We start from the raw sequence: 24609 nt of genomic DNA, 5'->3' as shown, positions 1-24609 counted from the left end.
GCGATGAATAACCCGCGTGACCCTGCCATCGAGGGGCTCGATGTCTACCGGGTGGGCGGCGCCGTGCGCGATGCTCGTCTCGGTTGGCCGGTGACCGACACCGATTGGGTGGTGGTGGGGGCCACGCCCGAAGCCATGGAGCGGCGCGGCTTCAAGCCGGTGGGTCGTGACTTCCCGGTCTTCCTGCATCCCGAGACCCACGAGGAGTACGCCCTGGCGCGTACCGAGCGTAAGTCCGGGCACGGCTATACCGGCTTCACGGTTCACGCGAGCCCCGCGGTCACCCTGGAGGAGGACCTGGCGCGACGCGACCTGACCATCAACGCCATGGCCGAGACCCGGGGGGGTGAGCTGGTCGATCCCTACGGTGGACTGGCCGACCTCGAGGCGCGCACCCTGCGCCATGTCTCGCCGGCCTTTGTCGAGGACCCGCTGCGCGTGCTGCGCACGGCGCGCTTCCTGGCCCGCTATGCGCATCTCGGCTTTGCCATTGCCGAGGAGACCCGGGCGCTGATGCGCCGCCTGGCTGCGAGTGGCGAGCTCGCCCACCTGGTGGCCGAGCGGGTGTGGACGGAGACCGAGAAGGCGCTCGCCGAGCCGACGCCGGCGGTCTATTTTCGCGCGTTGCACGATTGCGGGGCGCTCTCGGCGCTGTTGCCGGAGCTCGCCGCTGACGAGGCCGACCTGGAGGCGGCGCTGGCGCGCCTCGAGCGCCTGCCCGATGCGGTTGACGAGGCCGAGCGCCCGCGCTGGCGCTGGGCGCGCCTGCTGGAGCATCTCGACGAAGGCGCTCGTGAGGCCATCGCCGAGCGGCTGAAGCTGCCGCGTGCCTACCGCGACCTGGCGCGCCAGGTGGCGCTGACGCGGCGGCTGTGGCGGGGTGAGATGCCGGATGCCGCCGCCGTGCAGGCGTGGCTCGACGGCATCGATGCCTGGCGGCGCCCCGAGCGGGTGGCACCGCTGGTGGCGCTGGTGGCGCGGGAGCGTCCGGCGCTCGCCGGCCCCCTGGCCGAGGCCTGGGAGGACGCGGCACGGGTCGCGCCTCAGGCGCTGATGGCGGAAGGCTTCCGGGGGCGTGCCCTGGGCGAGGCGCTGGCCCGGGAGCGCCGGGCACGGATCGCCGCGGCGCTGGGCAGCGCCTGAGCGGGTCGGCTCGCCTGGGCGCTGGCTCAGCGGCCTATGCCGTGGGGGAGAGCTGCCGTCCGGCCCAGGTGAACGACACCGGCCACAGGCGCTGGTCGCCGGCCTCGAAGTCCGCCCACAGCTCGGCATAGGTCAGTCCGAGACCGGGGTGTTTTCCAGCCGGCAGCAGCTCGGCCAGCGGCTGGAGAACGAAGGCATGATGGAGGATTTCGTCGCGCGGCAGTCCCACGCCGTCATGCATCCCGACGAGATCGTCCACCGTGAGCAGGTCGATATCCAGGGTGCGGGGGCTGAATTTGAGGCTGTCGGGGCGGCGCCCGTGCGCGACCTCGAGCCGTTTGCACCACGCCTGCAACTCGCCGACCATCCAGTCGCTCTCGAAGAGCACCACCAGGTTGTAGAAGTTGCGGCCGTCCTCGAAGCCCACTGGCTCGCTTTCGAAGACCCGCGACACGCGCAGGGCGCCGAAGGTCTCCGCCAGGGCATCCAGGCAGCCGCGCAGGTGGTGTTCGCGGTCGATGTTGCTGCCGAGGCTGACGCTGATCAGGCGCATGGAGAAGGCCCCGCGGCAGTGCCGCGCTCGATGCGCACCCCCACGGCGGAAGCCGCCGGCACGGCACCGGGCTTGCGCACGGTGAGGCGCAGCCAGGCGATGGCGAAGTCGTGGCGCAGCACCTCGGCCAGGCGCTCGGCGAAGGTCTCCACCAGGGCAAAGGCATTGTCGGCGGCGAAGCGGGCGATACGCTCGCTGATGGCGGCGTAGTCCAGCGTCTGGCTCAGGTCGTCGTTCGCCGCCGCGGCGCGGATGTCGGTGGCGAGCTCCAGGTCGAGCACCAGGCGCTGGGTGATGCGACGCTCCCAGTCGTACACGCCGATCACGGTGTCGACGCCGAGCGACTCGATCAGTACACGATCCATTCTGGGCGTTCCGCAGCTGGGCAAGGGTTGGCCGCCGATTGTACGTGACCCCTGAGGGGGATGACAGCCGTGCGGCTGTCCGTCGCCGGCGAGGGCTGGCAGAATGCGACCAGGACACGAGAGGAGCAGATTCGGGTGACAGGGGTCGAGTGGCAGCTGCCCTGGGTGGTGGCGCTGGGCTATCTCAGTGGCTCCTGGCTGGGGGCGCTGAGCGTGTGCCGTCTGGCCGGCGCCGGCAGCCCGTACCGGTCGGGGTCGGGCAATCCGGGCTTTTCCAACGTGCTGCGCCTGCATGGGATGCGCCTGGCGCTGGCCACCCTGCTGGTGGATGTCGTGAAGGGCATGCCGGTGTTGGCCCTGGCCCTGGCGCTGGGCTTTCCGCCCTGGGCGCAGGGGCTGGTGGGCCTCGCGGTGCTGCTCGGTCACAGCTACCCGGTGTGGCATCGCTTCAGCGGCGGCAAGGCGGTGGCCAGCGCCTTCGGCGCAATGCTGCTGCTCACCCCGGGGGTGGCGCTGCTCTGCGCCACGCTGTGGGCCCTGCTCGCCTGGCGGGTGCGAACCGCGGCCGTGGCCTCCCTGATCAGTGCCGGCCTGGCGCCGCTCGCCAGCCTGTGGCTGGCGCCCGACTATGTCTCGGTGGTGCTCGCCTTCACGGCGCTGGTGCTGGCGCGCCACCTGCTCAATATCCGCCGGTTGCGTCACGGCGACGAGCCGGTGCTTTGAACGCTCGCTGCTAGGAGGCGGGGAGGCTCTCGATGCCGGCTGGTGCTTCGAGGGTCTCCATCGGCCAGCGCGGCACGGCCCGCATGATGCCGGGGTCGTCGCGTTCGCCGGCCAGCAGGCGCTGCGCGCCCACATAGGCGATCATGGCGCCGTTGTCGGTGCAGAAGCGTCCCCGCGGGTAGTAGGCGCGGGCGTCGCGCTTGGCGCATTCGCGCTCCAGGCGCTCGCGCAGCCGCACGTTGGCGCTTACCCCGCCGGCTACCACCAGCCGCTTGAGGCCGGTGTCGTCCAGGGCGCGACGGCACTTGATCACCAGGGTGTCGACCACCGCCTCCTCGAAGGCGCGGGCCACGTCGGCGCGGGCCTGCTCGTCCAGCTCACCGGCCGTCTCGAGCTGGCGAATGGCGGTGAGGGTATGGGTCTTGAGCCCGGAGAAGCTGAAATCCAGCCCGGGGCGGTCGGTCATGGGCCGCGGAAAACGCCAGCGCCCCGGGTCGCCCTGCTCGGCGAGTCGCGCCACCTGGGGGCCCCCGGGGTAGGCGAGTCCCAGCATCTTGGCCGCCTTGTCGAAGGCCTCGCCGGCGGCGTCGTCCACCGATTCGCCGAGCAGGCGGTAGCGACCCAGCCCCTCGACGGCGACGAGCTGGGTGTGCCCGCCAGACACCAGCAGCGCCACGAAGGGAAAGCCGGGGCGGTCCGCTTCCAGCATGGGGGCGAGCAGGTGGCCCTCCATGTGGTGGACGCCGAGCGCCGGAATGTCCAGTGCCCGGGCCAGGCCGTGGGCGGTGCTGGCCCCTACCATCAGCGCGCCGACCAGTCCCGGGCCGGCGGTGTAGGCGATGGCGTCGAGCTCCCGGCGCTCGAGGCCGGCCTCGTCGAGAACCTGCTGGATCAGCGGCAGCAGCCGGCGGGTGTGATCGCGCGAGGCGAGTTCGGGCACTACGCCGCCGAACTCGGCGTGCATGGCAACCTGGCTGTAGAGCGCGTCGGCCAGCAGGCCGCGCTCGGTGTCATAGAGGGCGACGCCGGTCTCGTCGCAGGAGGTTTCGATACCGAGGACTCGCATGGAACGCTCTCGCGCTGGGGTAGAGGGCGCATTCTAGCAAATCACCGCGCGGCTGGCTGGGTAGTAATGCTCGGTGCAGCACGCCCTCATTTCTCGCCACAGGAGATGATCGAGCACATATCCGGATGCAGGTCCCGGGCAGTCGCGGAGCGCAAGAAGAGCTCCCTCACCTCCGCGAGCACAACCTCTGTCTGATACGGCTTGCGCAGGCAGGAGTGGATGACACCACGGCGGTTGGCTTCAACGGTGGCTGGGGCGTCGTCCTGCTCACTTAAGGCAATGGCGAGGATCTCTGGGTAGAGGGCCTGCACTCGCTCCAGAAACTCGAGTCCCGGCATATCGGGCAGGCTCAGCTCGCCGATTACCACGCGCACGCTGTTCAGCGCCAGCAGGTCGAAGGCCGTTTCGGTGCCCGTGGCGGTCAACACTCGGAAACCAGCGTCTTGCAGCGGACGGCGTAGCGCCTCGAGCGCCTGCTCGTCAGGGTCAAGCAGCAGCAGCGAGCGGGCGCTGGCCGAGGGGTCGTCGGTGGGCAGCGTCAGGCGTCGCTGCGTGCTCAGCAGCCGTCCCATCTCTTCCGCGGGCAGTGGGCGGCTGAACAGATAGCCCTGTAGCTGGTCGCAGTGGCGCCGCCGCAAGTAGGCGGCCTGGGCCTCGGTCTCCACTCCCTCGGCGACGACCTGCAGGCGCAGTCCATGACCCATGGCGATGATGGTCTGGGCGATGGAGGCCTCATCCGCTGAGGTGGTGACGTTGGTGATGAAGCTGCGGTCGATCTTCAGGGTGTCGAAGGGGAAGCGACGTAGGTACGCCAGGCTAGAGTAGCCGGTACCGAAGTCGTCGACGGCCAGGCGCACGCCCAGTGCTTTCAGTTCATTGAGCACGGCGATGGTCTCTTCGGGATGCTCCATCACGGCGCTTTCGGTCAGTTCCAGTTCCAGCAGGGCGGGGCTGAGGCCGGTGTCGGCCAGGATCCTGCCGACGGTGGCGGTTAGGTCCGGCTGTTGCAGCTGCCGGGTGGAGAGGTTGACCGCCATGATCATCGGTGGCCAGCCTTGCTGCTGCCAGGCCTGGCCCTGACGACACGCCTCGCGCAGTGCCCACTCGCCGAGGGGCTGGATCAGCCCGGTTTCCTCGGCAATCGGGATGAAGTGCATGGGAGAGATATGCCCCTTGCTGGGGTGGTGCCAGCGGGCGAGCGCTTCCATTCCCACCACCTCGCCGCTGGCGAAGTCCACCTTGGGCTGATAGTGCAGCTCAAGGGCCTCCTGCTCCAGGGCGCGCCGCAATTCATGCTCCAGGGCTAGGCGCTGCAAGGCCGCGGCATTGAGATCCTCGGTGAAGAAGCGGAACACGTTCTGCCCTTCGCGGGCGGCCATGTGCTGGGCGGTGGTGGCATTGCCGAGCAGGGTCTCGAGGTCCTCGCCATCCTGCGGTAGTACGCTGATACCACAGTGCATGTTGATGTGGAGCTCATGACCCTCGATGCTCATGGGGCGGAAAACGGCTTCGATCATGCGCTGGGCAACCGCGGCGATGCCGTCATAGTTCGGGGCGTTGGTAAGGATGACGACGAACTCATCGCCGGCATAGCGGGCGACGATGTCCTGGTCTCGGGCGCACTTGGCCAGTCGCTTGCCGACGGTCTGCAACACCTGATCGCCGGCACGGTGCCCCAGGCTGTCGTTGATCAGGTGAAAACGGCTGATGTCTAGCGACATCAGGGCGATCGGCCGGCCGCGCTGCAGGGCGTAGCTGGCCAGCTTGTCGAAGCGCTTGGCCAGCAGGGCGCGGTTGGGGAGTTTTGTCAGGTCGTCGTAGTAGGCGAGGAAGTTGATCTGTTCTTCCATCTGCTTACGCTCGCTGATGTCGTACTGAATGCCCACGTAGTGGGTGATGACGCCGTGCTGGTTGCGTACCGGGCTGATGGAGGCCAGCTCCCAATAAGCCTGGCCGTCCTTGCGTCGGTTGAGAATCTCACCCTCCCACACCTTGCCCTGCTGGAGAGTGCGGCGCATGTTGCGGTACTGGCGCCGGGGAAGGCGGCCGGGTTCGAGCAGGTAGATTCGTCGCCCCTTGATCTCCTCGGGTTGGTAGCCGGTGGTGCGGGTGAATTGTGGATTGACGTATTCGGTGATGCCGTTGGCATCGGTGATGACGATCGAGCTGACGCTCTGGTCGATGGCCTGGTTGAGCTTCCTCAACTCCTGTTCCGCGCGGATCCGTTCGCTGACGTCCCGGCCGTTGGCCACGTAGTGGGTGATCTCGCCCCGCTCGTCGTAGAGCGGCGAGACGGCGATCTCCTCATAGTACAGCTCGCCGCTGGCGCTGAGGTTGATGAGGGTGGCACGGAAGGTCTGGCCGTTCTCCAGCGCAGCGCGAAAGCCCTGGTAGAGCTCGGGGGGATTGCGTTCATCGCTTTTCAGGATGCGCGCGTTCATCCCGATGATGTCTGCACGCCGATAGCCTCGCAGCCGTTCGAAGGCGCTGTTGACGTATTCGATCGTGCGGTGGCGGTCGGTGATGATAATGGAGTCCGAGCTCTGCTCGACGGCATGAGAGATCTTGCGCAGCTTGGCCTCGGTGGCCTCGCGCCGCTCGATGTCGTCGACCAGGCTGGTGCGCAGGTGTTCGAAGGCGCGCGCCAGGGTGCCGATCTCGTCGTCGAGGAGGGGCGGCAGCGGCGACTTCAGGCCGCCTTCCGCGACCCGGTTGACCGCGGATTCGAGCCGCTGAAGAGGGTGAAGGATGCGGCGACGAATGGACCAGACGGCGAAGAGGAAGACGCTAATGGCGGTGAGGATCGAGAAGACGACCATCGCCACCGAGAGTTTGGCGTGGTCCTGCACGCGATCCAGGCCGGCGCCGAAGTGGTCGCTGACCGCCTCGGAGAGCGCCAGTACCGTGTCTATGCCGGCTGTGGCTGCCTGGTACCACTCCGCGGCGCTGACCGGGTAGGGGGCTTGCTGACGGCTGGCCGTGTAGACGGCTTCACGCAGTGTCTGGTAGTCGCCCAGAAACCCTGCCTCGAGCTCGCTGTGTGCTGTGACCAGCTCGGGGGTGTCCGGCAACTGCTGGATAAGGGTATCGGCACGTTCGAGCGAGGCGTTGACGATGTCACGATAGCGCTGCAGCCGCGTCAGGTCGGCATCGCTTAACGGCCGGCCCTGGGCGATGGCCGCCCCGATAATGGCGCGCTCGCGCCCGGCGTGCTCGCTGATGATGAAGAGCACCTCCTTGATCACCGGGTTGGGAGTGTGAGTGTAGATGTTGCCCGGCATGGGCTGCACGGTGGCGTCGCGCAGGTTCGACAGCGCCTCGATATGGCGTGTCGCTAGCTCGATCCACTCTGTCTCGTCCAGGGAAACCGTCTTGCCGGCAAGGCGTTGGTCGACCTGCTGGCGCGCCTGTTCCAGCGCCTTTCGATGGCGCCTCAGCTGCTCCAGGCTGCGACTGAGAGGGTGGCTATCCGCCGTGCGGGCAAGCGGCGAGGCAAGGGTGAGAATGGAGTGATACAGTTCGTTGCCGTTGTGCCGCTGCTGGGCCATCTCATAGAGCATGTCCGGGTTGGCCTGGGCGGGGTGCGAGAGGATGGTGGCGGTAATGCCGCGCTCCATGGCCATGATGCCGCTGGCGCGCAGGGAGAGGTCGGCCACCTGGTTGTTCTGGTGCACCCAGCGGGCGGCACTCTGCTTGGCCCGTATTTTGCGGAGTTCCCAGCTCGAGCCAACCAGTATCAGCAGCCCCAGCAGGGTCAGCAGTGTGATCAGGAGGTTGCGGATGGTCATCGGCAATGGCCCCCTGCGGCCCGGATCCCGCGCTTTCGAGAAATCATCGGTTGGCGCCCACGGGGAAGAAAGCCTTCATTTTACTTTATTATAGATAAGTGTTAGCTAACCCAATAGTCGAGAGCGGAGCAAGCGCAACGTGTCAACAGCATCCGCTGGACTCAAGCGTTCCTCGCCTCTCGCCGGGCCATGACACAAGCTCCGTGTAAAACGCCGTGGCAGTGTCGAAATGCATGTCGACAAGTCAAAAAGGTTGACCCAGGTCATACGATTATATGAGGTTTTGCTTACTCTGACCGTTGATAATATTCAACAACAGTGCGGGCGCCCGCAGAGGTGCCCTTCAGGGGAGCGGTCATGGCCTTTTTGCGTCACATGTCCATCGGTCACAAGATACTGCTGGCGCTGCTGCTGCCGCTACTGGCCATGGGCGGCTTTGCCGGGCTTCAGCTGCATGAGCGTCAGCAGATGGTCAGCCGCATGGACCAGCTGCAGGGGCTGACCGAGCTGGCGCTGATGGCGGGGGATCTGGTCCATGAGTCGCAGCGCGAGCGAGGCAGCACGGCACTCTTCCTCGGCACCGCAGGGCGGCAGTTCGAGAGCGAGCTGGCGAGCCAGCGCGAGCGCACCGAGCGGCGGGCCGAGCGCTTTGATGCCCAACTGGCCAGGCTGCGGGGCGACATTGACGACGTCGCGATCCAGGAGCTGATCGAGGCAGTGCGCGAGCGGCTCTCCGACCTGCCGGCGCTGCGCCGGCGGGTGGATGCGCTGGAACTCCCGGTGGCCGAAGCCGCCTCCCGTTACACCGAGTTGAATACGGCGCTGATCCGAATCGTCGGCCGGCTCAGCCACGTCACCAGCGAGGCGCAGACCACTCGAACCCTGGGGGCCTACTTTTCGCTCCTGAGGGGCAAGGAGCTGGCCGGCATCGAACGGGCCGTGCTGGCGACGGCTTTCGGACAGGATCGTATCGCCAGCGCCGACTTCCAGCGCTTCGTCTCGCTGATCGGCGCCCAGCAGGCGCAGCTCGATACCTTTCGTACCCTGGCCAGCGCCCAGCAGCGCGAGCTGCTGGAGGAGCAACTGGGCGGCGATGAGGTCGAGCGGGTCGAAGGCCTGCGCCGCCGCGTATTGGAAAGTGCGACACGCCGCGACTTTGGCGTCGATCCCGAGCAGTGGTTCGCCTGGCAGACGGCCAAGATCGACCGGCTCATGCGCGTCGAAGATAGCGTGGCCGAGAGTGTCCTGACGCTGGTGGCCGGGCTGCGCAGCGACGCCCAGCAGGCCTTGGTACGCAACGGTCTGGTTGCCGGCGTGGTGGCCGGGCTGGTGCTGCTGGTGGCGATACTGATAGGGCGCAGTATCGCCATGCGTCTGCGCCAGGCGGCGAGTGCCATGAGCGAGATCGCCGGCGGCGACGGCGATCTGACACGGCGCCTGGCGGTGACACACCGTGACGAGATCGGTGCGCTGGCTACCCAATTCAACGCCTTCGCCTCGCGTATGCAGGCGCTGCTGTTCGACGTACGCGACAGCGCCCATCAGGTGCATGCCGCGGCGGAGGAGATCGCCCGGGGCAGTCAGGCGCTGGCCGCGCGCACCGAGCGGGATGCCTCCAGCCTGCAGGAGACCTCTGCCTCCATGGAGCAGATCACCGCGACGGTTGAACACAGCGCCGAGTCGGCCCAGCAGGCCAGCCAACTGGTGGTGTCGACCGTCTCGGTAGCGCGCCAGGGGGAGGCGGCCATGGGCGAGGTGGGGAGCACCATGGAGGATATCAACACCTCGGCGGCGCGTATCGGCGAGATCATCACCCTCATCGACAGCATCGCCTTCCAGACCAACATCCTGGCGCTCAACGCGTCAGTGGAGGCGGCGCGGGCCGGTGAGCACGGCCGCGGCTTCGCGGTGGTCGCCCAGGAGGTGCGTACCCTGGCCAGCCGCAGCGCCGATGCGGCCCGCGACATCCGCCGGTTGATCGACGCCTCGGTGGCACACACTCGGCGCGGCGCGGAGATCGTGCAGCGTGCCGGGGTGACCATGGACGAGATCGTACAGAGTGTCGGCCGGGTCAATGACGTCATCGCCGAGATCAGCGCCGGCGCCCGCGAGCAGAGCGTGGGCATCGGCCAGGTCAACCTGGCGGTCAGCGACATGGATGGCGCGACCCAGCGCAATGTCGCCATGGTGGAGCAGACCTCCAGCGCGGCGGCCGAGATGCGCCATCAGTCCGAGCGCCTCAACGCTCTGATGGGAGCCTTCGTGCTGGGCGAGCGACAGATTCCCGAGCCTGGCTAAGCCGGCTTGGGACAACGGGGCAAGAAGTTTGCAAAGGCCGGGTTCGGCGACTAGAATATCGTGCGCTGTAACACTGGGTCGTGCATCCAGGGGGCTTTCCCGGCGGCGTCATGAACGATGCCGCCTTACCGTTGCCAAACTAGGTACCCATGGTGACGGTAAAATGGGAGACGCCCGAGAGGGTGTGCGTATAAACCGAACTCAAGATTCTTAAGGTAGGTGAGTGCTTAATGCCTTCTGTCAAAGTACGTGATAACGAGCCGTTTGACGTCGCTCTGCGTCGCTTCAAGCGTTCCTGTGAAAAAGCCGGCATTCTGTCCGAGGTGCGTCGTCGCGAGCACTACGAGAAGCCGACTGCAGAGCGCAAGCGCAAGGCGGCTGCCGCGGTCAAGCGTCACGCCAAGAAGCTGCAGCGTGAGCGCAAGCGCTTCGAACGGCTCTATTGATCCGTACTGTGGAGTGGCGGTGCAAAGCGCCGGCCACTCTGGAAGGATGCGCAAGCGGCCGCCGGCGGGTGGCCGCTTGTTTTTCCACAGGGCTTGCCGGTTGCCCCTGATTTCGCCGCCCCCGCGGCCGCCATTCCCCTTCTGACGTGGCGATATCCGCATGGCCGGACCCATCCCCCAGCGTTTCATCGATGACCTGCTGGCCCGCGTCGACGTGGTCGAGGTGGTCGGCGAGCGGGTGGTTCTGAAGAAAACCGGGCGCAATCACTCGGGGCTGTGCCCCTTCCATCAGGAGAAAACGCCCTCCTTTACGGTGAGTGCCGACAAGCAGTTCTATCACTGCTTCGGCTGCGGGGCCCACGGCAATGCCCTGCGTTTCCTGATGGAGTACGACCGCCTGTCGTTTCCCGAGGCGGTGGAGCAGCTGGCGGGACGGCTGGGACTCGAGGTGCCGCGAGAGGGGCGTGACGACCCCCAGGCCCAGGCGCGGGAGCGCAAGCGCAAGGAGGGTGTCAACCTGCTCGAGCTGGCGGCGAGTTACTACCGCGAGCGGTTGAAGATGCCCGAGGCGCAGGCGGCGCGCGACTATCTGGACAATCGCGGCCTGTCCGCCGAGGTGGTGGCGGATTTCGGCATCGGTTACGCGCCGGATGGCTGGGAGGGGCTCAAGCGCCATCTGGGCCAGCGCGGTATTCCCGAGTCGGTGCAGGTGGAGTACGGCTTGCTGGTGCACCGCGAGGAGAGCGGGCGCACCTACGACCGTTTTCGCGACCGGGTGATGTTCCCGATCCGTGACGGGCGGGGTCGCACCCTCGCCTTCGGCGGGCGCGTGCTCGGCGATGCCAAGCCCAAGTACCTGAATTCGCCGGAAACGCCGGTGTTTCACAAGGGGCGCGAGCTCTACGGGCTCTTCGAGGCGCGTCAGGCCAATGCGCGCCTCGAGCGGCTGGTCATCGTCGAAGGCTACATGGACGTGGTGGCGCTGGCACAGTTCGGCATTCGCAATGCCGTGGCCACCCTGGGCACCGCGACCAGCGAGGAGCACCTGGTGCGGCTGTTCCGGCTGGTCGACGAGGTGGTGTTCTGCTTCGACGGCGATCAAGCGGGACGCCAGGCGGCGACCCGGGCCCTGCAGACGGTGCTGCCGCTGATGATCGATGGCCGTCAGGCGCGCTTTTTGTTCTTGCCCGAGGGCGAGGACCCGGACAGCCTGGTGCGTTGCGAGGGCCCCGAGGCTTTCACGGATCGCATCACCTGCGCGAGCCCGTTGTCGGAGTTCCTCTTCGATCAGGCGGCGCGCGGTCGCGACCTGGCCCGCATCGAGGATCGCGAGCGCTACGCCAGCCAGGTGCTGGCGGCCATAGGCCGGCTCCCGGAGGGGGTGCTGAAGTCGCTGCTGCTCGGCGAACTCTCGCGCCGCACCGGGGTCGATGAGTCACGCTTCGCGACGATCATGGCGGGGTCCGAGCCCGACCGCGCTGCGCCGCCCGCGACCTCGACGCAGCCGTCAGCCGTCACGGGGTACTCGCCCCGGCCGGTGGCCGAGTCGGCGCTGGGTCCGCTGGCGCGAATCCTGCAGCTGCTGGTGCATGAGCCGGCGCTGGTGGAGCGCCTGCCCGACGCGGCCGAGTGGCTGTCCGAGGAGGGGGAGGATGCGCCGCTGTGCCGTGAGGTGGTGCGGCTGCTGCGTGCCGGGCGCTACCGTAGCTCGCAGGTGCTGCTCGCCCACTTCCACGGTAGCGAGGCGGGGTGGCGGCTGAGCGCCCTGGTGCGGCGCGAACTGCTCATCCCGCGCGAGGCCCGGGGCGCCGAGATCGATGGTCTGGTCGAACACCTGCGTCGACAGCGCCGGCGGCAGTCGCCCCGGGAGGAGTACGAGGCGCTGCTGGCGCGCGAACGCAGCGGCGAACGCCTGTCACGCGAGGATCGCGAGCGGCTGGTGGCGTTGCTGCAGGCGCTGAAAGCCTAGCCGGCGGCAGGAACTTGGCGCGGGGGTTGAAATTTCTCCTACCATCACCAGATAGAAGATAGTCTCCCGGCGCCAGCGTAACCAAACAACCTAACACACCTGAGTAGACGAGCAAATGGCCGAACTGGCAGGGCAACACCCTTTCCCGTTATACTGTTCGGCTTGATGACTTTTCTCCGCCCTAGCGCTTCAGGTGCTTCATTCTTCTTCGTCGAGATAGGGTTTCTATGGCTGGAAATGCGCAGCAGCAGTCGCGTCTGAAGGAGTTGATCGCGCGCGGCAAGGAACAGGGCTTCCTGACCTATGCCGAGGTCAACGACCACCTACCCGAGGATATCGCCGACCCCGATCAGGTGGAAGACATCATCGGCATGATCAACGACATGGGTATCAGTGTCGTCGAGGAAGCCCCCGATGAAGACACCCTGATGATGTCCGATCACTCTACCGACGAGTCGGCAGCGGAAGAGGCCGTGGCCGCGCTGGCGGCGGTGGAGAGCGATGTGGGCCGCACCACCGACCCGGTACGCATGTACATGCGCGAGATGGGCACGGTGGAGCTGCTGACCCGCGAAGGCGAGATCGAGATTGCCAAGCGCATCGAGGAGGGCACCCGCGAGGTGATGTCCGCTCTGGCTTGGCTGCCGGGGGCTGTCGACTCCATCCTCGACGCCTACGATACCACTCAGGACGAGGAGGCGCCGGGGCGTCTCTCCGACCTCTTCTCCGGGTTTATCGATCCCGATGAGGGGATTCCTGGCGTAGCTGAGGCCGAAGCGCCGGAAGAGACGTTGGGCGACGCCGATGACAGCGACGGCGATGAGGACGACGACGAGGAGGCCGAAGACGAGAGCGGCGGCGGCCCCGATCCGGAAGAGGCGCGGGCGCGTTTCGAACAGATCCGTGAGCAGAACGAGCGCGCCAAGGCGGCCGTCGCCGCGCACGGCCGTGGTTCCGCCGAGGCGCGGGCCGAGCTGGCGCGCCTGGCGGAGTTCTTCTCGCCGATCAAGCTGGTGCCCAAGCACTTCGAGCGCCTGGTCGGCCAGGTGCGCATCAGCGTGGAGCAGGTGCGCGCCCAGGAGAAGGCGCTGATGCAGCTCTTCGTCAAGAAGGCGAAAGTGCCGCGCAAGACCTTCATCAAGACGTTTCCCGGCAACGAGTCGCGCACCGAGTGGCTCGACGAGTTCATCACGGCCAACCCCAAGTACACCGATCGCCTCGAGGCACTGCGCCCCGATATCCAGCGTGCCCAGCGACGCATCGCCTTCGAAGAGGAGATGGTGCAGCTGGCGGTACCGGAGCTCAAGGAGGTCAACCGCCGTCTCTCCATCGGCGAGGCCAAGGCGCGCAGGGCCAAGAAGGAGATGGTGGAGGCCAACCTGCGCCTGGTGATCTCCATTGCCAAGAAGTACACCAACCGCGGCCTGCAGTTCCTGGACCTCATCCAGGAGGGCAACATCGGCCTGATGAAGGCGGTGGACAAGTTCGAATACCGTCGCGGCTACAAGTTCTCGACCTATGCCACTTGGTGGATTCGACAGGCGATCACTCGCTCGATCGCCGACCAAGCGCGCACCATCCGCATTCCGGTGCACATGATCGAGACCATCAACAAGCTCAACCGCGTGTCGCGGCAGATGCTGCAGGAGATGGGGCGCGAGCCCACGCCGGAGGAGCTCGGCGAGCGTCTCGAGATGCCCGAGGACAAGGTGCGCAAGGTGCTCAAGATCGCCAAGGAGCCGATCTCCATGGAGACGCCCATCGGTGACGACGACGACTCGCACCTGGGCGATTTCATCGAGGACGCCACCATGATCCTGCCCATCGATTCGGCCACCGGCGAAGGGCTGATCGAGGCGACCCGCAACGTCCTGGGTGGGCTCACCGCCCGCGAGGCGAAGGTGCTGCGCATGCGCTTCGGCATCGACATGAACACCGACCACACCCTCGAGGAGGTCGGCAAGCAGTTCGATGTCACCCGTGAGCGGATTCGCCAGATCGAAGCCAAGGCACTGCGCAAGCTGCGCCACCCCAGCCGCTCCGAACCGCTGCGCTCCTTCCTCGACGAATAAGCACGTCACCCGGTCTCGGTAACAAAGCGCCCGCAGCTGCGGGCGCTTTGTTGTCTCAGGGTGGCGGGTGGTCAGAGGCCGAAGTAAGTGGCCGAGCCGGGCCCCACCGGCAGGCCGAAGCCAAAGACCCAGACGAAGAACAGTAGGCTCCAGCCGATCAGCATGAACAGCGTGTAGGGCAGCATCAGGGCGACCAGAGTGCCGATGCCCAGGTCCTTCCGGTAGCGCGCCGCCACCGCCATGATCAGCCCGAAGTAGCTCATCATCGGTGTGATCAGGTTGGTCACCGAGTCGCCGATACGGTAGGCCGCCTGGATCACTTCGGGCGCGTAGCCCATCAGCATCAGCATCGGCACGAAGATCGGCGCGGTCAGGGCCCACTGCGCCGAGGCGCTGCCCAGCGACAGGTTGACGAAGGCGCACATCAGGATGAACAGCGCGAACAGCGCCGGTCCGCTAAGCCCCAGGGACTCGAGGAAAGCGGCGCCGGCCACGGCGATCACGGTGCCGAAGTTGCTCCAGCTGAACAGCGCCACGAACTGCGCCGCGAAGAACACCAGCACGATGTAGAGCCCCAGGCTGCTCATGCTCTTGGCCATGGCATCGACGATGTCGCGGTCGTTGCGCATGGTGCCGGCCAGTCGGCCGTAGACGAAGCCCAGGAGCGCGAAGGAGACGGCCACGATCACCACGATGCCGCGCAGGAAGGGCGAGCCGCTCACCGCGCCGGTCTCGGGGTGACGCAGGATGCCGCTCTCGGGCACCACCAGGGCCGCCAGCACCCCGACGATGGCCAGTGTTGCCAGTCCGGTGCCCTTGAGGGCGCGTTTTTCCGTGGTGCTGAGGCCGGCCAGGCGCTGCTGGTCGATGTCGTCGTCGGCGTAGGCGGCATCGAACTGGCCCAGCTTGGGCTCTACCAGCCGCTCTGTGACGAGCCCGCCGATGAGGGTGACCACGAAGGTGCTGACGATCATGAAGAACCAGTTGGCTTCGGCACCGACCACATAGGCGGGATCCAGGAGGCGCGCGGCTTCCTGGGTGATGCCGGAGAGCAGCGGGTCGACGGTGCCGATCAGCAGGTTGGCGCTATACCCGCCGGAGACGCCGCAGAAGGCGGCGGCCAGGCCGGCCAGCGGATGGCGTCCCAGCGAGTGGAAGATCATGGCGGCCAGCGGGATGAGCACCACGTAGCCGAGCTCCGAGGCCATGTTGGACATGATGCCGGCAAGGACCACCGCGTAGGTGACGATGCGCGGCGAGCGGTCAAGCACCAGGGCACGCATGCTGGCCGAGAGCAGGCCGGAATGTTCGGCCACGCCCACGCCAAGCATGGCCACCAGCACCGTGCCCAGCGGCGCGAAGCCTGTGAAGTTGGCGACGACCCCGGTGATCAGGCGGCGCAGCCCGTCGGCGTTCATCAACGAGTTGACGGCAATCCACTCGCCCTCGTTGGCGGGGCGCGGGTCGGGCACCGCCACGCCCAGGGCGCCGGCAATGCCGCTGGCCACCACCACGATGACGCAGAGCAGGGCAAAGAGGGTCACGGGGTGAGGCAGCAGGTTGCCCAGCCACTCCACGCTATCCAGAAAACGGGTGAAAGCGCCGCGTCGCAGGCGCGCGCTTCGGGCTCCTTGTGATGACATCAGGATTTCTCAATGTTGTTGCAGTGACTAGGGTGATTTTTCGCCGAATCGGCATAACGCGCGACATTACTTCGCGATGTCGCCCACTGCAAACAGAATTTTTTGTTGAGAATATCCGTATGTGCAGGCTGCTTTTCCTGCGTCGGGGGAGGGTCAGCGCGTCTGGCTAGCCTGTCGCCAGCGCCGGGCGAGGAGCAGGAGTTCGATCATCGCGATCAGGATCAGTGCATAGCCGAGCAGCTCGACGACCTCCTCGGCCGCACTCTTGAAGTCGCGGACATAGTGCTCTTCCAGCACGGCCATCCAGAAATCGGCACGCCCGTAGAGACGGGAGAAGACGTAAGTCGTCAAAACGCCGGCGGCAAAGAAGCCGAACGAGAAAGTGTTGGACAGGTGGGCGAACTGTTCGAGGAAGCGGCGACGCTGTCGCACCATCCAGAAAAGGGTAGGAAGCACGATCAGCGCCACCAGCAGCTGCCAGGCGCCGTCGAAGACATGAGCGTCCAGGTGTGCATCCTGCTCGCGAATCAGCGAGCTGGCCACGAAGGCGAAGAGCAGCAGCGTCACCTCGGGCAGGGTGCGCCATCGCCAGCGCAGGTGTGCCAGCAGCAGCGTGGCCACGGCGAGGACGCCGGTCTGGGCCAGTTCGGTGAAGCCGCGCTCCGAGAAACGCGCCTCGGGCAGATAGAGGGCTTCCCAGTAGACGCCCTGGGCGAGGGCGGCAATGAAGAGGATATAGAGCACGGCGCGCAGGCAGGTGGCACCGAAACCGATGGGCCAGCCGGGGTCGGGTGAAGGGGGCGTCAAGGTGGTCTGCTCCGATAAGGGGTGAATCGGGGGCATTCTAAAGAGATGCCCGCCGCGGGCCAAGGCGCCTCAGGCCACGGCCTGGTGACGGCGGACCTCCTCGACGATCCAGTCGTGGACGGCGGCGACTCGGCGGTCGTCCAGGGCGCCGCTGGGGTAGACGATGCCGTAGCGCTTGCCGGTGGCCACGCGCTCGGCGAAGGGGGCGATCAGTGCGCCGGTTCTGAGCTCGTCGGTGAGCAGGGACTGGCGGGCCATGGCCACGCCCATGCCGGCGATGGCGGCTTCCTGGGTGAGGCGGTGGCGATTGAAGGTGTAGCCGCGGCGCACGTTGATCGGCTCGGCGCCCACCGCCTGCAGGTAGTGTTCCCACTGGGCGTAGGGCTGGCCGCCCCGCCAGGCGGTGACGTCGTGGAGCAGCGGATACCAGGCCAGGTCCGCCGGGCGCGACAGTGGCGGGCGCCGGCGCAGCAGGGCGGGGGCGCAGACCGGAAAGATCACCTCCTCCATCAGTGGGGTGGCGGCGAGTCCCGGGTAGTGGCCGTCGCCCAGGTCGATGGCCAGGTCGAACTCGCCCTCGCGCAGCGACAGGCTGCTGTCCTCGGCAATCACCTGCAGCTCGATGTCGGGAAAGCGCGCCTGCAGGCGCGGCAGGCGCGGCATCAGCCACAGGCTGAGAAAGGCCGGCACGCTACGCAGGCGCAGGATGCCGCTCATCACCCCGCTGCGCAGCCGCTTCACCTCCATGCCCACCGACTGATAGGCCTCGTCGACCACGGCGGCCAGCCGACGTCCCTCCTCGGTCAGTTCCAGGCGCCGCGGCAGGCGGCGGAACAGCTTGAACCCCAGGCGTGCCTCCAGCTGCTTGATCTGCTGGCTGACGGCGCCGGTGGTCACGTGCAGCTCCTCGGCTGCGCGGGTGAAGGAGAGCAGCCGGGCACTGACCGCGAAGACTTTCAGCCAGGCGTGGGTCTGGGCGTGGAGGAGTCGGCTCATGGTTTAGTGATTCTATACTGTGGGGGAGATATTCTCGTTTGCTCGTGGAGCGGTACGCCACCAACATAGGGTCAACGGCGGTGGTATGGCAACCGGCTTTAGCATGGCTCATTCATGAGCGGCCTGTCGTGCCCCCGCAACGAACAAGATGATGCCCGGCCGAGCCGGGCCGTACGAGGTGATCTCCCATGGCAATCAGCGTCTTTGACCTGTTCAAGATCGGTATCGGCCCCTCCAGCTCGCACACCGTGGGCCCCATGAAAGCGGCCTTCGACTTCGTGCAGGCGCTGCGCGAGCAGGCGCTGCTCGAGCGCGTCGCCCGGGTCGAGGTGCGGCTCTACGGGTCGTTGTCGGCCACCGGCGCCGGCCACAGCACCGATCGGGCGGTGATCATGGGGCTGATGGGCGAGCGCCCCGACGCCATCGACCCGGCGATCGTCGCCCCCTGCCTCGAGGAGCTGCTGGAGTCCAACACCCTGCTGCTCGACGGCCGGCTGGCGACGCCCTTCCTGTGGGCGCGTGACATGCAGTGGCACGAGGAGTGCCTGCCCTACCACCCCAACGCCATGACACTGATCGCCTATGGGCACAGCGAGGAGCTCTGCCGCAATACCTATTACTCGGTGGGTGGCGGTTTCGTGGTCGACGAAGCCCAGGCGGCCCGCGGCGAGCTGGACAGCGACACCACCGCGTTGCCCTATGACTTCAACTCCGCCGGGGAGCTCATGGCCTTGTGTCGCATTCACGGGCTGCGCATCAGCGAACTGATGCTCGAGAACGAGAAGGCCTGGCGCAGCGAGGCCGAAGTGCGCGACGGCCTATGGGCGATCTGGGAGGCGATGCAGGCGTGCGTCGAGCAGGGGCTGGACCAGGAGGGGGTACTGCCCGGCGGGCTCAACGTCCGCCGCCGCGCCGCCGGCCTGCACCGCCGCCTGCTGGCCGCCGCGGACGATACCAGCTTGATCGCCTCCACCTTCTCGGCCATGGACTGGGTCAACGTCTTCGCTCTGGCGGTGAACGAGGAAAACGCCGCCGGCGGGCGCATGGTCACCGCGCCCACCAACGGGGCGGCGGGGATCATTCCCGCCGTGCTGCACTACTACATGAAGTTCAAGGCGGGGGCCAGCGAGCGCGACGTGGTGGACTTCCTGCTCACCGCCGGCGCGGTGGGCATCTTGTGCAAGAAGAACGCCTCGATCTCCGGCGCCGAGGTGGGGTGCCAGGGCGAGGTGGGCTCGGCATGCGCCATGGCCGCGGCGGGGCTCGCCGAGGTGATGGGGGGCAGCGTCGCCCAGGTGGAGAATGCCGCCGAGATCGGCCTGGAGCACAACCTGGGGCTGACCTGCGACCCGGTGGGCGGGCTGGTGCAGGTGCCCTGCATCGAGCGCAACGCCATCGCCTCGGTCAAGGCGATCAACGCCGCCCAGATGGCGCTGCGTGGCGACGGTGAGCACTTTATCTCCCTGGACAAGGCGATCCGCACCATGCGCGACACCGGTCGCGACATGCAGGACAAGTACAAGGAGACCTCCCGCGGCGGTCTCGCCGTCAACGCCATCGAGTGCTGAAACACCGAATCGCTGCCAGATCAGTCGTCTACCGCTGGATCACGCGATGCCTGTCGAGGCATCGCGTTTTTGTTTGCAAGCTACTGAAGTGGCGGGGGGCTACGCCATTGGTCGAGTTCGACGATTCAGCTATTGCTCCCTCGTGGCGAGTCCTCTAGCTTACGTTAACGTAAAGGTTAGAGAGTCCTGAGCCTTCTCTACAACGACAACAATTGTCAGACAACGACAACAATTGTCAGCAACGGCGGATCGCCAGCGGCGGTCCAGAGAGGACGCCACATGACCCAGGAGTTCGCACTCGAAACCCGTGGGTTGACCAAGGAATTTCGCGGCTTCACCGCCGTGGACGACGTCAACCTGCAGGTTCGGGAAGGCCACATTCACGCCTTGATCGGGCCCAACGGGGCCGGCAAGACGACCGTCTTCAATCTGCTCACCAAGTTCCTGCCGCCGACCCGCGGCGAGATCCTCTATCGCGGCAAGGCGATCACCGGCATGAAAGCCAACGAGATCGCCCGCAAGGGCTTGGTGCGCTCCTTCCAGATCTCCGCGGTGTTCGGCCACATGACCGCGCTGGAGAACGTACGGGTGGCGCTGCAGCGTCCCATGGGCACTTCCTTCCACTTCTGGAAGTCCGAGCGCACCCTCGAGCCGCTCAACGAGCGCGCCATGGCGCTGCTCGACGAAGTGGGCCTCGTTGACTATGCCGACGTGCTCACCGTGGAGATGCCCTACGGGCGCAAGCGCGCGCTGGAGGTGGCCACCACCCTGGCCATGGACCCCACGCTGATGCTGCTCGATGAGCCGACCCAGGGCATGGGCGCCGAGGACGTCGACCGCATCGTCGAGCTGATTCGCCGCGTGGCCCAAGGGCGCACCGTGCTGATGGTGGAGCACAACCTCAGCGTGGTCAGCCGTCTTTGCGACCGCATCACCGTACTGGCGCGCGGCAGCGTGCTCGCCGAGGGCGACTACGCCAGCGTCTCCGCGGATCCGCGCGTCAAGGAAGCCTACATGGGCAGCGAAGTCGCCGAAGAGGAGGCCGGGGCATGAACCAGCTCGCCGAACAGCCCAGCGTCACTCCCTACCAGGACCATGACGGTGCCGAGATGCTGCGCGTCAGCGACCTGCACGCCTTCTACGGCGAGTCGCACATCCTGCACGGCGTCGACTTCGACGTGAAGCGCGGTGAACTGGTGACCCTGCTCGGGCGCAATGGCGCCGGGCGCAGCACCACGCTCAAGTCGATCATGAATATGGTGGGCCGGCGCACCGGCTCGATCATGATCAACGGCAACGAGACGCTCAACGTCAAGCCGCACCGCATCCCGCGGCTGGGGGTAGGCTATTGCCCCGAGGAGCGCGGCATCTTCGCCAGTCTCGACGTCGAGGAGAACCTGCTGCTGCCGCCCACGGTACGCTCCGGGGGCATGTCCATCGACGAGATCTACGAGATGTTCCCCAACCTCTACGAGCGGCGTCGCAGCCAGGGCACGCGGCTCTCGGGCGGGGAGCAGCAGATGCTGGCCATGGCGCGCATCCTGCGTACCGGTGCGCGGCTGCTGCTGCTCGACGAGATCACCGAGGGGCTGGCTCCGGTCATCGTCCAGACGCTCGGCGAAGTGCTGGTCAAGCTCAAGGCACGCGGCATGACCATCGTGCTGGTGGAGCAGAACTTCCGCTTCGCCGCGCCCCTGGCCGACCGCCACTACGTGATGGAGCACGGGCGCATCATCGAGCAGATCTCGGCTGCCGAGCTGCCGTCGCGTCGCGAGCACCTGCATTCCCTGCTGGGGGTCTGAGCACTGCCCCGGCGCCACACCAGGCGTCGAGCCTTCCACCCACCACAACCCATCGCTGCAAAACGTCAGCAACAACAACAACAGCCCCATCGGGGCCGAGGAGACGATAATGACCTTCATCAAGAAGACACTCGCCAGCAGCATCGCCATCGCCGCCACCGCCATGATGGCGACCAGCGCCCAGGCCGAGATCAGCGACGGCGAGGTGCGCATCGGCTACCTGGCCGACATGTCGGGTACCTACCGCGACCTGGCTGGCCCGGGCGGCCTCGAGGCGCTGCAGATGGCCATCGAGGACTTCGGCGGCAGCGTCAACGGGGCGTCCATCGAGGTGTTCAGCGCCGATGATCGCAACAGCGCCGACGTGGGCGCCAATACCGTGCGTGGCTGGATCGACCAGGACAACGTCGACCTGGTGGCCGGCATGGTGGCCTCCTCGGTGACCATCGCGGTGACCAATGTCCTCGAGGCCAACGACAAGCTGGGCATCGTGTCCGGCTCGGCGGCATCCAGCATCACCAACGAGCACTGCACGCCCAACCACATCCACTGGGTCTACGACACCTACCCGCTGGCCAATGGCACCGCCAAGGCGGTCGTCGAACAGGGCGGCGACACCTGGTTCATGCTCACCGCCGACTACGCCTTCGGCCATGCCCTGGAAAGCGACGTGGAGAAGGTGGTCACCGACAACGGCGGCACCATCGTCGACCGCATTCGCCATCCCTTCCCGACCGAGGATTTCTCCTCCTACATCCTCCAGGCGCAGGGCTCCGGGGCCGATATCATCGGTCTGGCCAACGCCGGTGCCGACACGGTCAACGCCATCAACACGGCGAGCCAGTTCGGCGTGGTGCAGGGTGGCCAGCAGCTGGCCGGTCTGCTGGTGTTCCTCAACGACGTCTACGCCATGGGCCTCGAGACCACCCAGGGCCTGCTGCTCACCACCGGCTGGTACTGGAACATGGATGACCAATCCCGCGAGTGGGCCGAGCGCTATTACGAGCGCGTGGGCCGCATGCCGACCATGGTCCAGGCGGGGGTCTATTCCAGCACCATGCACTACCTGAAGGCCGTCGAGGCGACCGGCAGCGACGATGCCCAGACGGTGCGCAGCTACATGATGGAGCAGCCCATCGAGGACTTCTTCGCCCGCAACGGCCGCATCCGTGAGGATGGCCGCATGGTTCACGACATGTACCTCGCCGAGGTCAAGTCGCCGGCCGATGCCACCCACGAGTGGGATCTCTACGAGATTCTCGCCACTATCCCGGCCGACGAGGCCTACCGCCCGCTCTCCGAAAGCCAGTGTGACCTGGTTCAGAACTGAGCGCGGCACGAACGGCGGCGGCGCAAGCCGCCGCCCCTCTGACGGCGAGGAGAATCTGACATGACGATGATATTCGGGGTGCCGTTGGCGGTGTTCATGGGCCAGCTGATGCTGGGCCTGATCAACGGCGCCTTCTACGCCCTGCTGAGCCTGGGCCTGGCGGTGATCTTCGGCCTGCTGAAGATCGTCAACTTCGCCCATGGCGCCATGTACATGCTCGGGGCCTTCGCCACCCTGCTGGGGATGCAGTACCTGGGCATCGGCTACTGGGCCTCGCTGCTGCTGGCGCCGCTGGTGGTTGGGGCGTTCGGTATGCTGATCGAGCGCTTCCTGCTGCGCCGTATCGGCCATCTCGACCATCTCTACGGGCTGCTGCTCACCTTCGGCCTGGCGCTGATCTTCGAGGGCTCCCTGGTCAATTTCTTCGGCGTTTCCGGCGCTCGTTACCCCACGCCCGAGGCCCTGCAGGGCGGTTTCCAGCTGGGCTTCATGTTCCTGCCCACCTATCGCGCCTGGGTGCTGGTGGCGGCGCTGGTGGTGTGCCTGGGCACTTGGTTCGTCATCGAGCGCACCCGGCTTGGCGCCTACCTGCGCGCCGGCACCGAGAACCCGGCGCTGATGCAGGCCTTCGGCGTCAACGTGCCCCAGTTGATCACCCTCACCTACGGCTTCGGCGTGGCGCTCGCCGCCTTCGCCGGGGTGCTGGCCGCGCCGCTCTACCCGGTGTCGCCGACCATGGGGGCCAACCTCTTGATCGTGGTCTTCGCCGTGGTGGTGATCGGCGGCATGGGCTCGATCCTCGGCGCCATCCTCACCGGCCTGGGCATGGGCCTGGTCGAAGGCCTCACCAAGGTGTACTACCCCGAGGCCGCCAACACCGTGATCTTCCTGGTGATGATCCTCGTCCTGATGCTGCGGCCCGCCGGACTCTTCGGCAAGGAGGCATGACAATGGCCACGACGCAAACCCTGACGCCCGCCATGGAGCGCGCCCGTCGCGCCTCCCAGCGCCGCAACCTCTTCTACCTGGCGCTGTTGGTCGTGGGCCTGGTGGCGCCCTTCGCCGCCTACCCGGTGTTCCTGATGAAGGTGTTGTGCTTCGCGCTGTTCGCCTGCGCCTTCAACCTGCTGCTCGGCTATGCCGGCCTGCTCTCCTTCGGGCACGCCGCCTTCCTCGCCACGGGCGGCTACGTGACCGGCTATCTGCTGGCGAGCTACCCCGGTCTGACCCCGGAAACGGGCATCCTCGCCGGCACCGCCGCGGCCCTGGCGCTGGGCACGGTGTTCGGCGCGCTCTCCATTCGCCGCCAGGGCATCTACTTCGCCATGGTGACCCTGGCGCTGGCCCAGCTGATGTTCTTCGTCTTCATCCAGTCGCCCTTCACCGGCGGCGAGGACGGCCTGCACGGTGTACCGCGTGGGGCGCTGTTCGGCCTCATCAGCCTGGAGAGCAACCTGGCGATGTACTACTTCGTCTTCGCGGTCTTCCTGATCGGCTTCGCCATCGTCCAGCGCGCCGTTCACTCGCCCTATGGCCAGGTGCTCAAGGCGATCCGCGAGAACGAGCCGCGCGCCGTGTCGCTGGGCTACAACGTCGATGCCTACAAGCTGCTGGCCTTCGTGCTCTCGGCAGGGCTTGCCGGCCTGGCGGGGTCGACCAAGACAGTGGTCTTCCAGCTCGCCTCGCTCACCGATGCCCACTGGCACATGTCCGGCGAGGTGATCCTGATGACCCTGCTGGGCGGCGTGGGCACGCTGTTCGGCCCGGTAGTGGGGGCCGGCCTGGTGGTCAGCCTGCAGCACACCCTGGCGCAGTCGCCGCTGGGCAACTGGGTGAGCCCCATCCTAGGCCTGATCTTCGTGGTCTGCGTGCTGAGCTTCCGCAGCGGCATCGTCGGCGAAGCGCTCAAGGTCGTGCGCAAGAACTTCAAGTGATAGCCAGTCACACTGGATTCAGGCGCCCTGCGGGGCGCCTTTTTGTTGTGCGCCAGGCATGGCGCGCAGCGCCTGACTGGCGCTGTTCCCGAGGGTGGTGCCTCGG

At 66.8% G+C, this 24609-nt stretch carries 19 protein-coding genes; 12 read left to right on the top strand and 7 right to left on the bottom strand.

Going from position 1 to position 24609, the window contains the following annotated elements; genetic code table 11:
- The first annotated feature begins 3 nt into the window (after nt 1-3).
- Nucleotides 4-1143 carry a polynucleotide adenylyltransferase gene (locus tag FEF15_RS07420; RefSeq protein WP_163558526.1) on the top strand — a complete coding sequence of 380 codons (1140 nt, stop codon included), beginning with the start codon at nt 4-6 and terminating at the stop codon, nt 1141-1143.
- A gap of 34 nt (nt 1144-1177) precedes the next feature.
- On the opposite strand, the gene folK is transcribed toward FEF15_RS07420, so the two are convergent.
- Nucleotides 1178-1696, bottom strand: a complete 519-nt coding sequence (gene folK, locus FEF15_RS07415) for a 2-amino-4-hydroxy-6-hydroxymethyldihydropteridine diphosphokinase (RefSeq protein ID WP_163558525.1) — start codon at nt 1694-1696, stop codon at nt 1178-1180.
- Nucleotides 1687-2061 carry a dihydroneopterin aldolase gene (gene folB / locus FEF15_RS07410; protein WP_163558524.1) on the bottom strand — a complete coding sequence of 125 codons (375 nt, stop codon included), beginning with the start codon at nt 2059-2061 and terminating at the stop codon, nt 1687-1689. Before folB ends, folK begins: the two co-directional genes overlap by 10 nt.
- A gap of 156 nt (nt 2062-2217) precedes the next feature.
- Between folB and plsY the strand changes: the two genes are divergently transcribed.
- Complete coding sequence (plsY, locus tag FEF15_RS07405) at nt 2218-2784, top strand: glycerol-3-phosphate 1-O-acyltransferase PlsY (protein WP_163558629.1); 567 nt, start codon at nt 2218-2220, stop codon at nt 2782-2784.
- A gap of 10 nt (nt 2785-2794) precedes the next feature.
- Here plsY and tsaD read toward each other — a convergent pair whose 3' ends face one another.
- The gene (gene tsaD / locus FEF15_RS07400) at nt 2795-3850 is read right to left on the bottom strand and encodes a tRNA (adenosine(37)-N6)-threonylcarbamoyltransferase complex transferase subunit TsaD (protein WP_163558523.1); all 1056 of its coding nucleotides are present in this window, start codon (nt 3848-3850) and stop codon (nt 2795-2797) included.
- An 86-nt stretch (nt 3851-3936) separates the two neighbouring features.
- Nucleotides 3937-7638: an EAL domain-containing protein gene (locus FEF15_RS07395; protein ID WP_163558522.1), complete on the bottom strand. Its 3702-nt coding sequence runs from the start codon at nt 7636-7638 to the stop codon at nt 3937-3939.
- 357 nt (nt 7639-7995) lie between these two features.
- Between FEF15_RS07395 and FEF15_RS07390 the strand changes: the two genes are divergently transcribed.
- From FEF15_RS07390 to rpoD, 4 genes are all read left to right on the top strand, one after another.
- Entirely contained in the window at nt 7996-9936 is a 1941-nt protein-coding gene (locus FEF15_RS07390; protein ID WP_163558521.1) for a methyl-accepting chemotaxis protein, read from the top strand.
- Nucleotides 9937-10166: 230 nt separating this feature from the next.
- Nucleotides 10167-10382 (top strand): 30S ribosomal protein S21, encoded by a 216-nt coding sequence (gene rpsU, locus FEF15_RS07385; protein WP_010629611.1) that lies wholly within the window; start codon nt 10167-10169, stop codon nt 10380-10382.
- Nucleotides 10383-10542: 160 nt separating this feature from the next.
- On the top strand, nt 10543-12351 hold the full coding sequence (gene dnaG, locus FEF15_RS07380) for a DNA primase (RefSeq protein ID WP_163558520.1): 1809 nt from the start codon (nt 10543-10545) through the stop codon (nt 12349-12351).
- Between the two features lie 227 nt (nt 12352-12578).
- Nucleotides 12579-14423, top strand: coding sequence for an RNA polymerase sigma factor RpoD (gene rpoD / locus FEF15_RS07375; RefSeq protein ID WP_163558519.1), 1845 nt, complete (start codon nt 12579-12581; stop codon nt 14421-14423).
- 71 nt (nt 14424-14494) lie between these two features.
- On the opposite strand, the gene FEF15_RS07370 is transcribed toward rpoD, so the two are convergent.
- The 3 genes from FEF15_RS07370 to FEF15_RS07360 form a co-directional block, all read right to left on the bottom strand.
- On the bottom strand, nt 14495-16066 hold the full coding sequence (locus FEF15_RS07370) for an AbgT family transporter (RefSeq protein ID WP_163558518.1): 1572 nt from the start codon (nt 16064-16066) through the stop codon (nt 14495-14497).
- Nucleotides 16067-16219: 153 nt separating this feature from the next.
- The gene (locus FEF15_RS07365) at nt 16220-16873 is read right to left on the bottom strand and encodes a hypothetical protein (protein WP_240454105.1); all 654 of its coding nucleotides are present in this window, start codon (nt 16871-16873) and stop codon (nt 16220-16222) included.
- 69 nt (nt 16874-16942) lie between these two features.
- Nucleotides 16943-17869 carry a LysR substrate-binding domain-containing protein gene (locus tag FEF15_RS07360; protein ID WP_163558517.1) on the bottom strand — a complete coding sequence of 309 codons (927 nt, stop codon included), beginning with the start codon at nt 17867-17869 and terminating at the stop codon, nt 16943-16945.
- Between the two features lie 188 nt (nt 17870-18057).
- Between FEF15_RS07360 and FEF15_RS07355 the strand changes: the two genes are divergently transcribed.
- From FEF15_RS07355 to FEF15_RS07330, 6 genes are all read left to right on the top strand, one after another.
- Nucleotides 18058-19437, top strand: a complete 1380-nt coding sequence (locus FEF15_RS07355; protein WP_163558516.1) for an L-serine ammonia-lyase — start codon at nt 18058-18060, stop codon at nt 19435-19437.
- Between the two features lie 279 nt (nt 19438-19716).
- The gene (locus FEF15_RS07350) at nt 19717-20490 is read left to right on the top strand and encodes an ABC transporter ATP-binding protein (RefSeq protein ID WP_163558515.1); all 774 of its coding nucleotides are present in this window, start codon (nt 19717-19719) and stop codon (nt 20488-20490) included.
- Nucleotides 20487-21239: an ABC transporter ATP-binding protein gene (locus FEF15_RS07345; RefSeq protein ID WP_205598496.1), complete on the top strand. Its 753-nt coding sequence runs from the start codon at nt 20487-20489 to the stop codon at nt 21237-21239. The genes FEF15_RS07350 and FEF15_RS07345 overlap by 4 nt, the downstream gene beginning before the upstream one ends.
- Nucleotides 21240-21348: 109 nt before the next feature.
- Nucleotides 21349-22569: an ABC transporter substrate-binding protein gene (locus FEF15_RS07340; protein ID WP_163558514.1), complete on the top strand. Its 1221-nt coding sequence runs from the start codon at nt 21349-21351 to the stop codon at nt 22567-22569.
- Nucleotides 22570-22629: 60 nt separating this feature from the next.
- Nucleotides 22630-23517 (top strand): branched-chain amino acid ABC transporter permease, encoded by an 888-nt coding sequence (locus FEF15_RS07335; RefSeq protein WP_163558513.1) that lies wholly within the window; start codon nt 22630-22632, stop codon nt 23515-23517.
- Between the two features lie 2 nt (nt 23518-23519).
- Nucleotides 23520-24503 (top strand): branched-chain amino acid ABC transporter permease, encoded by a 984-nt coding sequence (locus FEF15_RS07330; protein ID WP_163558512.1) that lies wholly within the window; start codon nt 23520-23522, stop codon nt 24501-24503.
- The last annotated feature ends 106 nt before the right edge of the window (nt 24504-24609 follow it).

Origin of the sequence: Halomonas sp. NO4, from assembly GCF_010994375.1 — a bacterium.
GTDB lineage: Bacteria > Pseudomonadota > Gammaproteobacteria > Pseudomonadales > Halomonadaceae > Halomonas.
The sequence above is the reverse complement of the archived record's forward strand: the minus strand, read 5'-3'. Positions and strand labels throughout refer to the sequence as shown.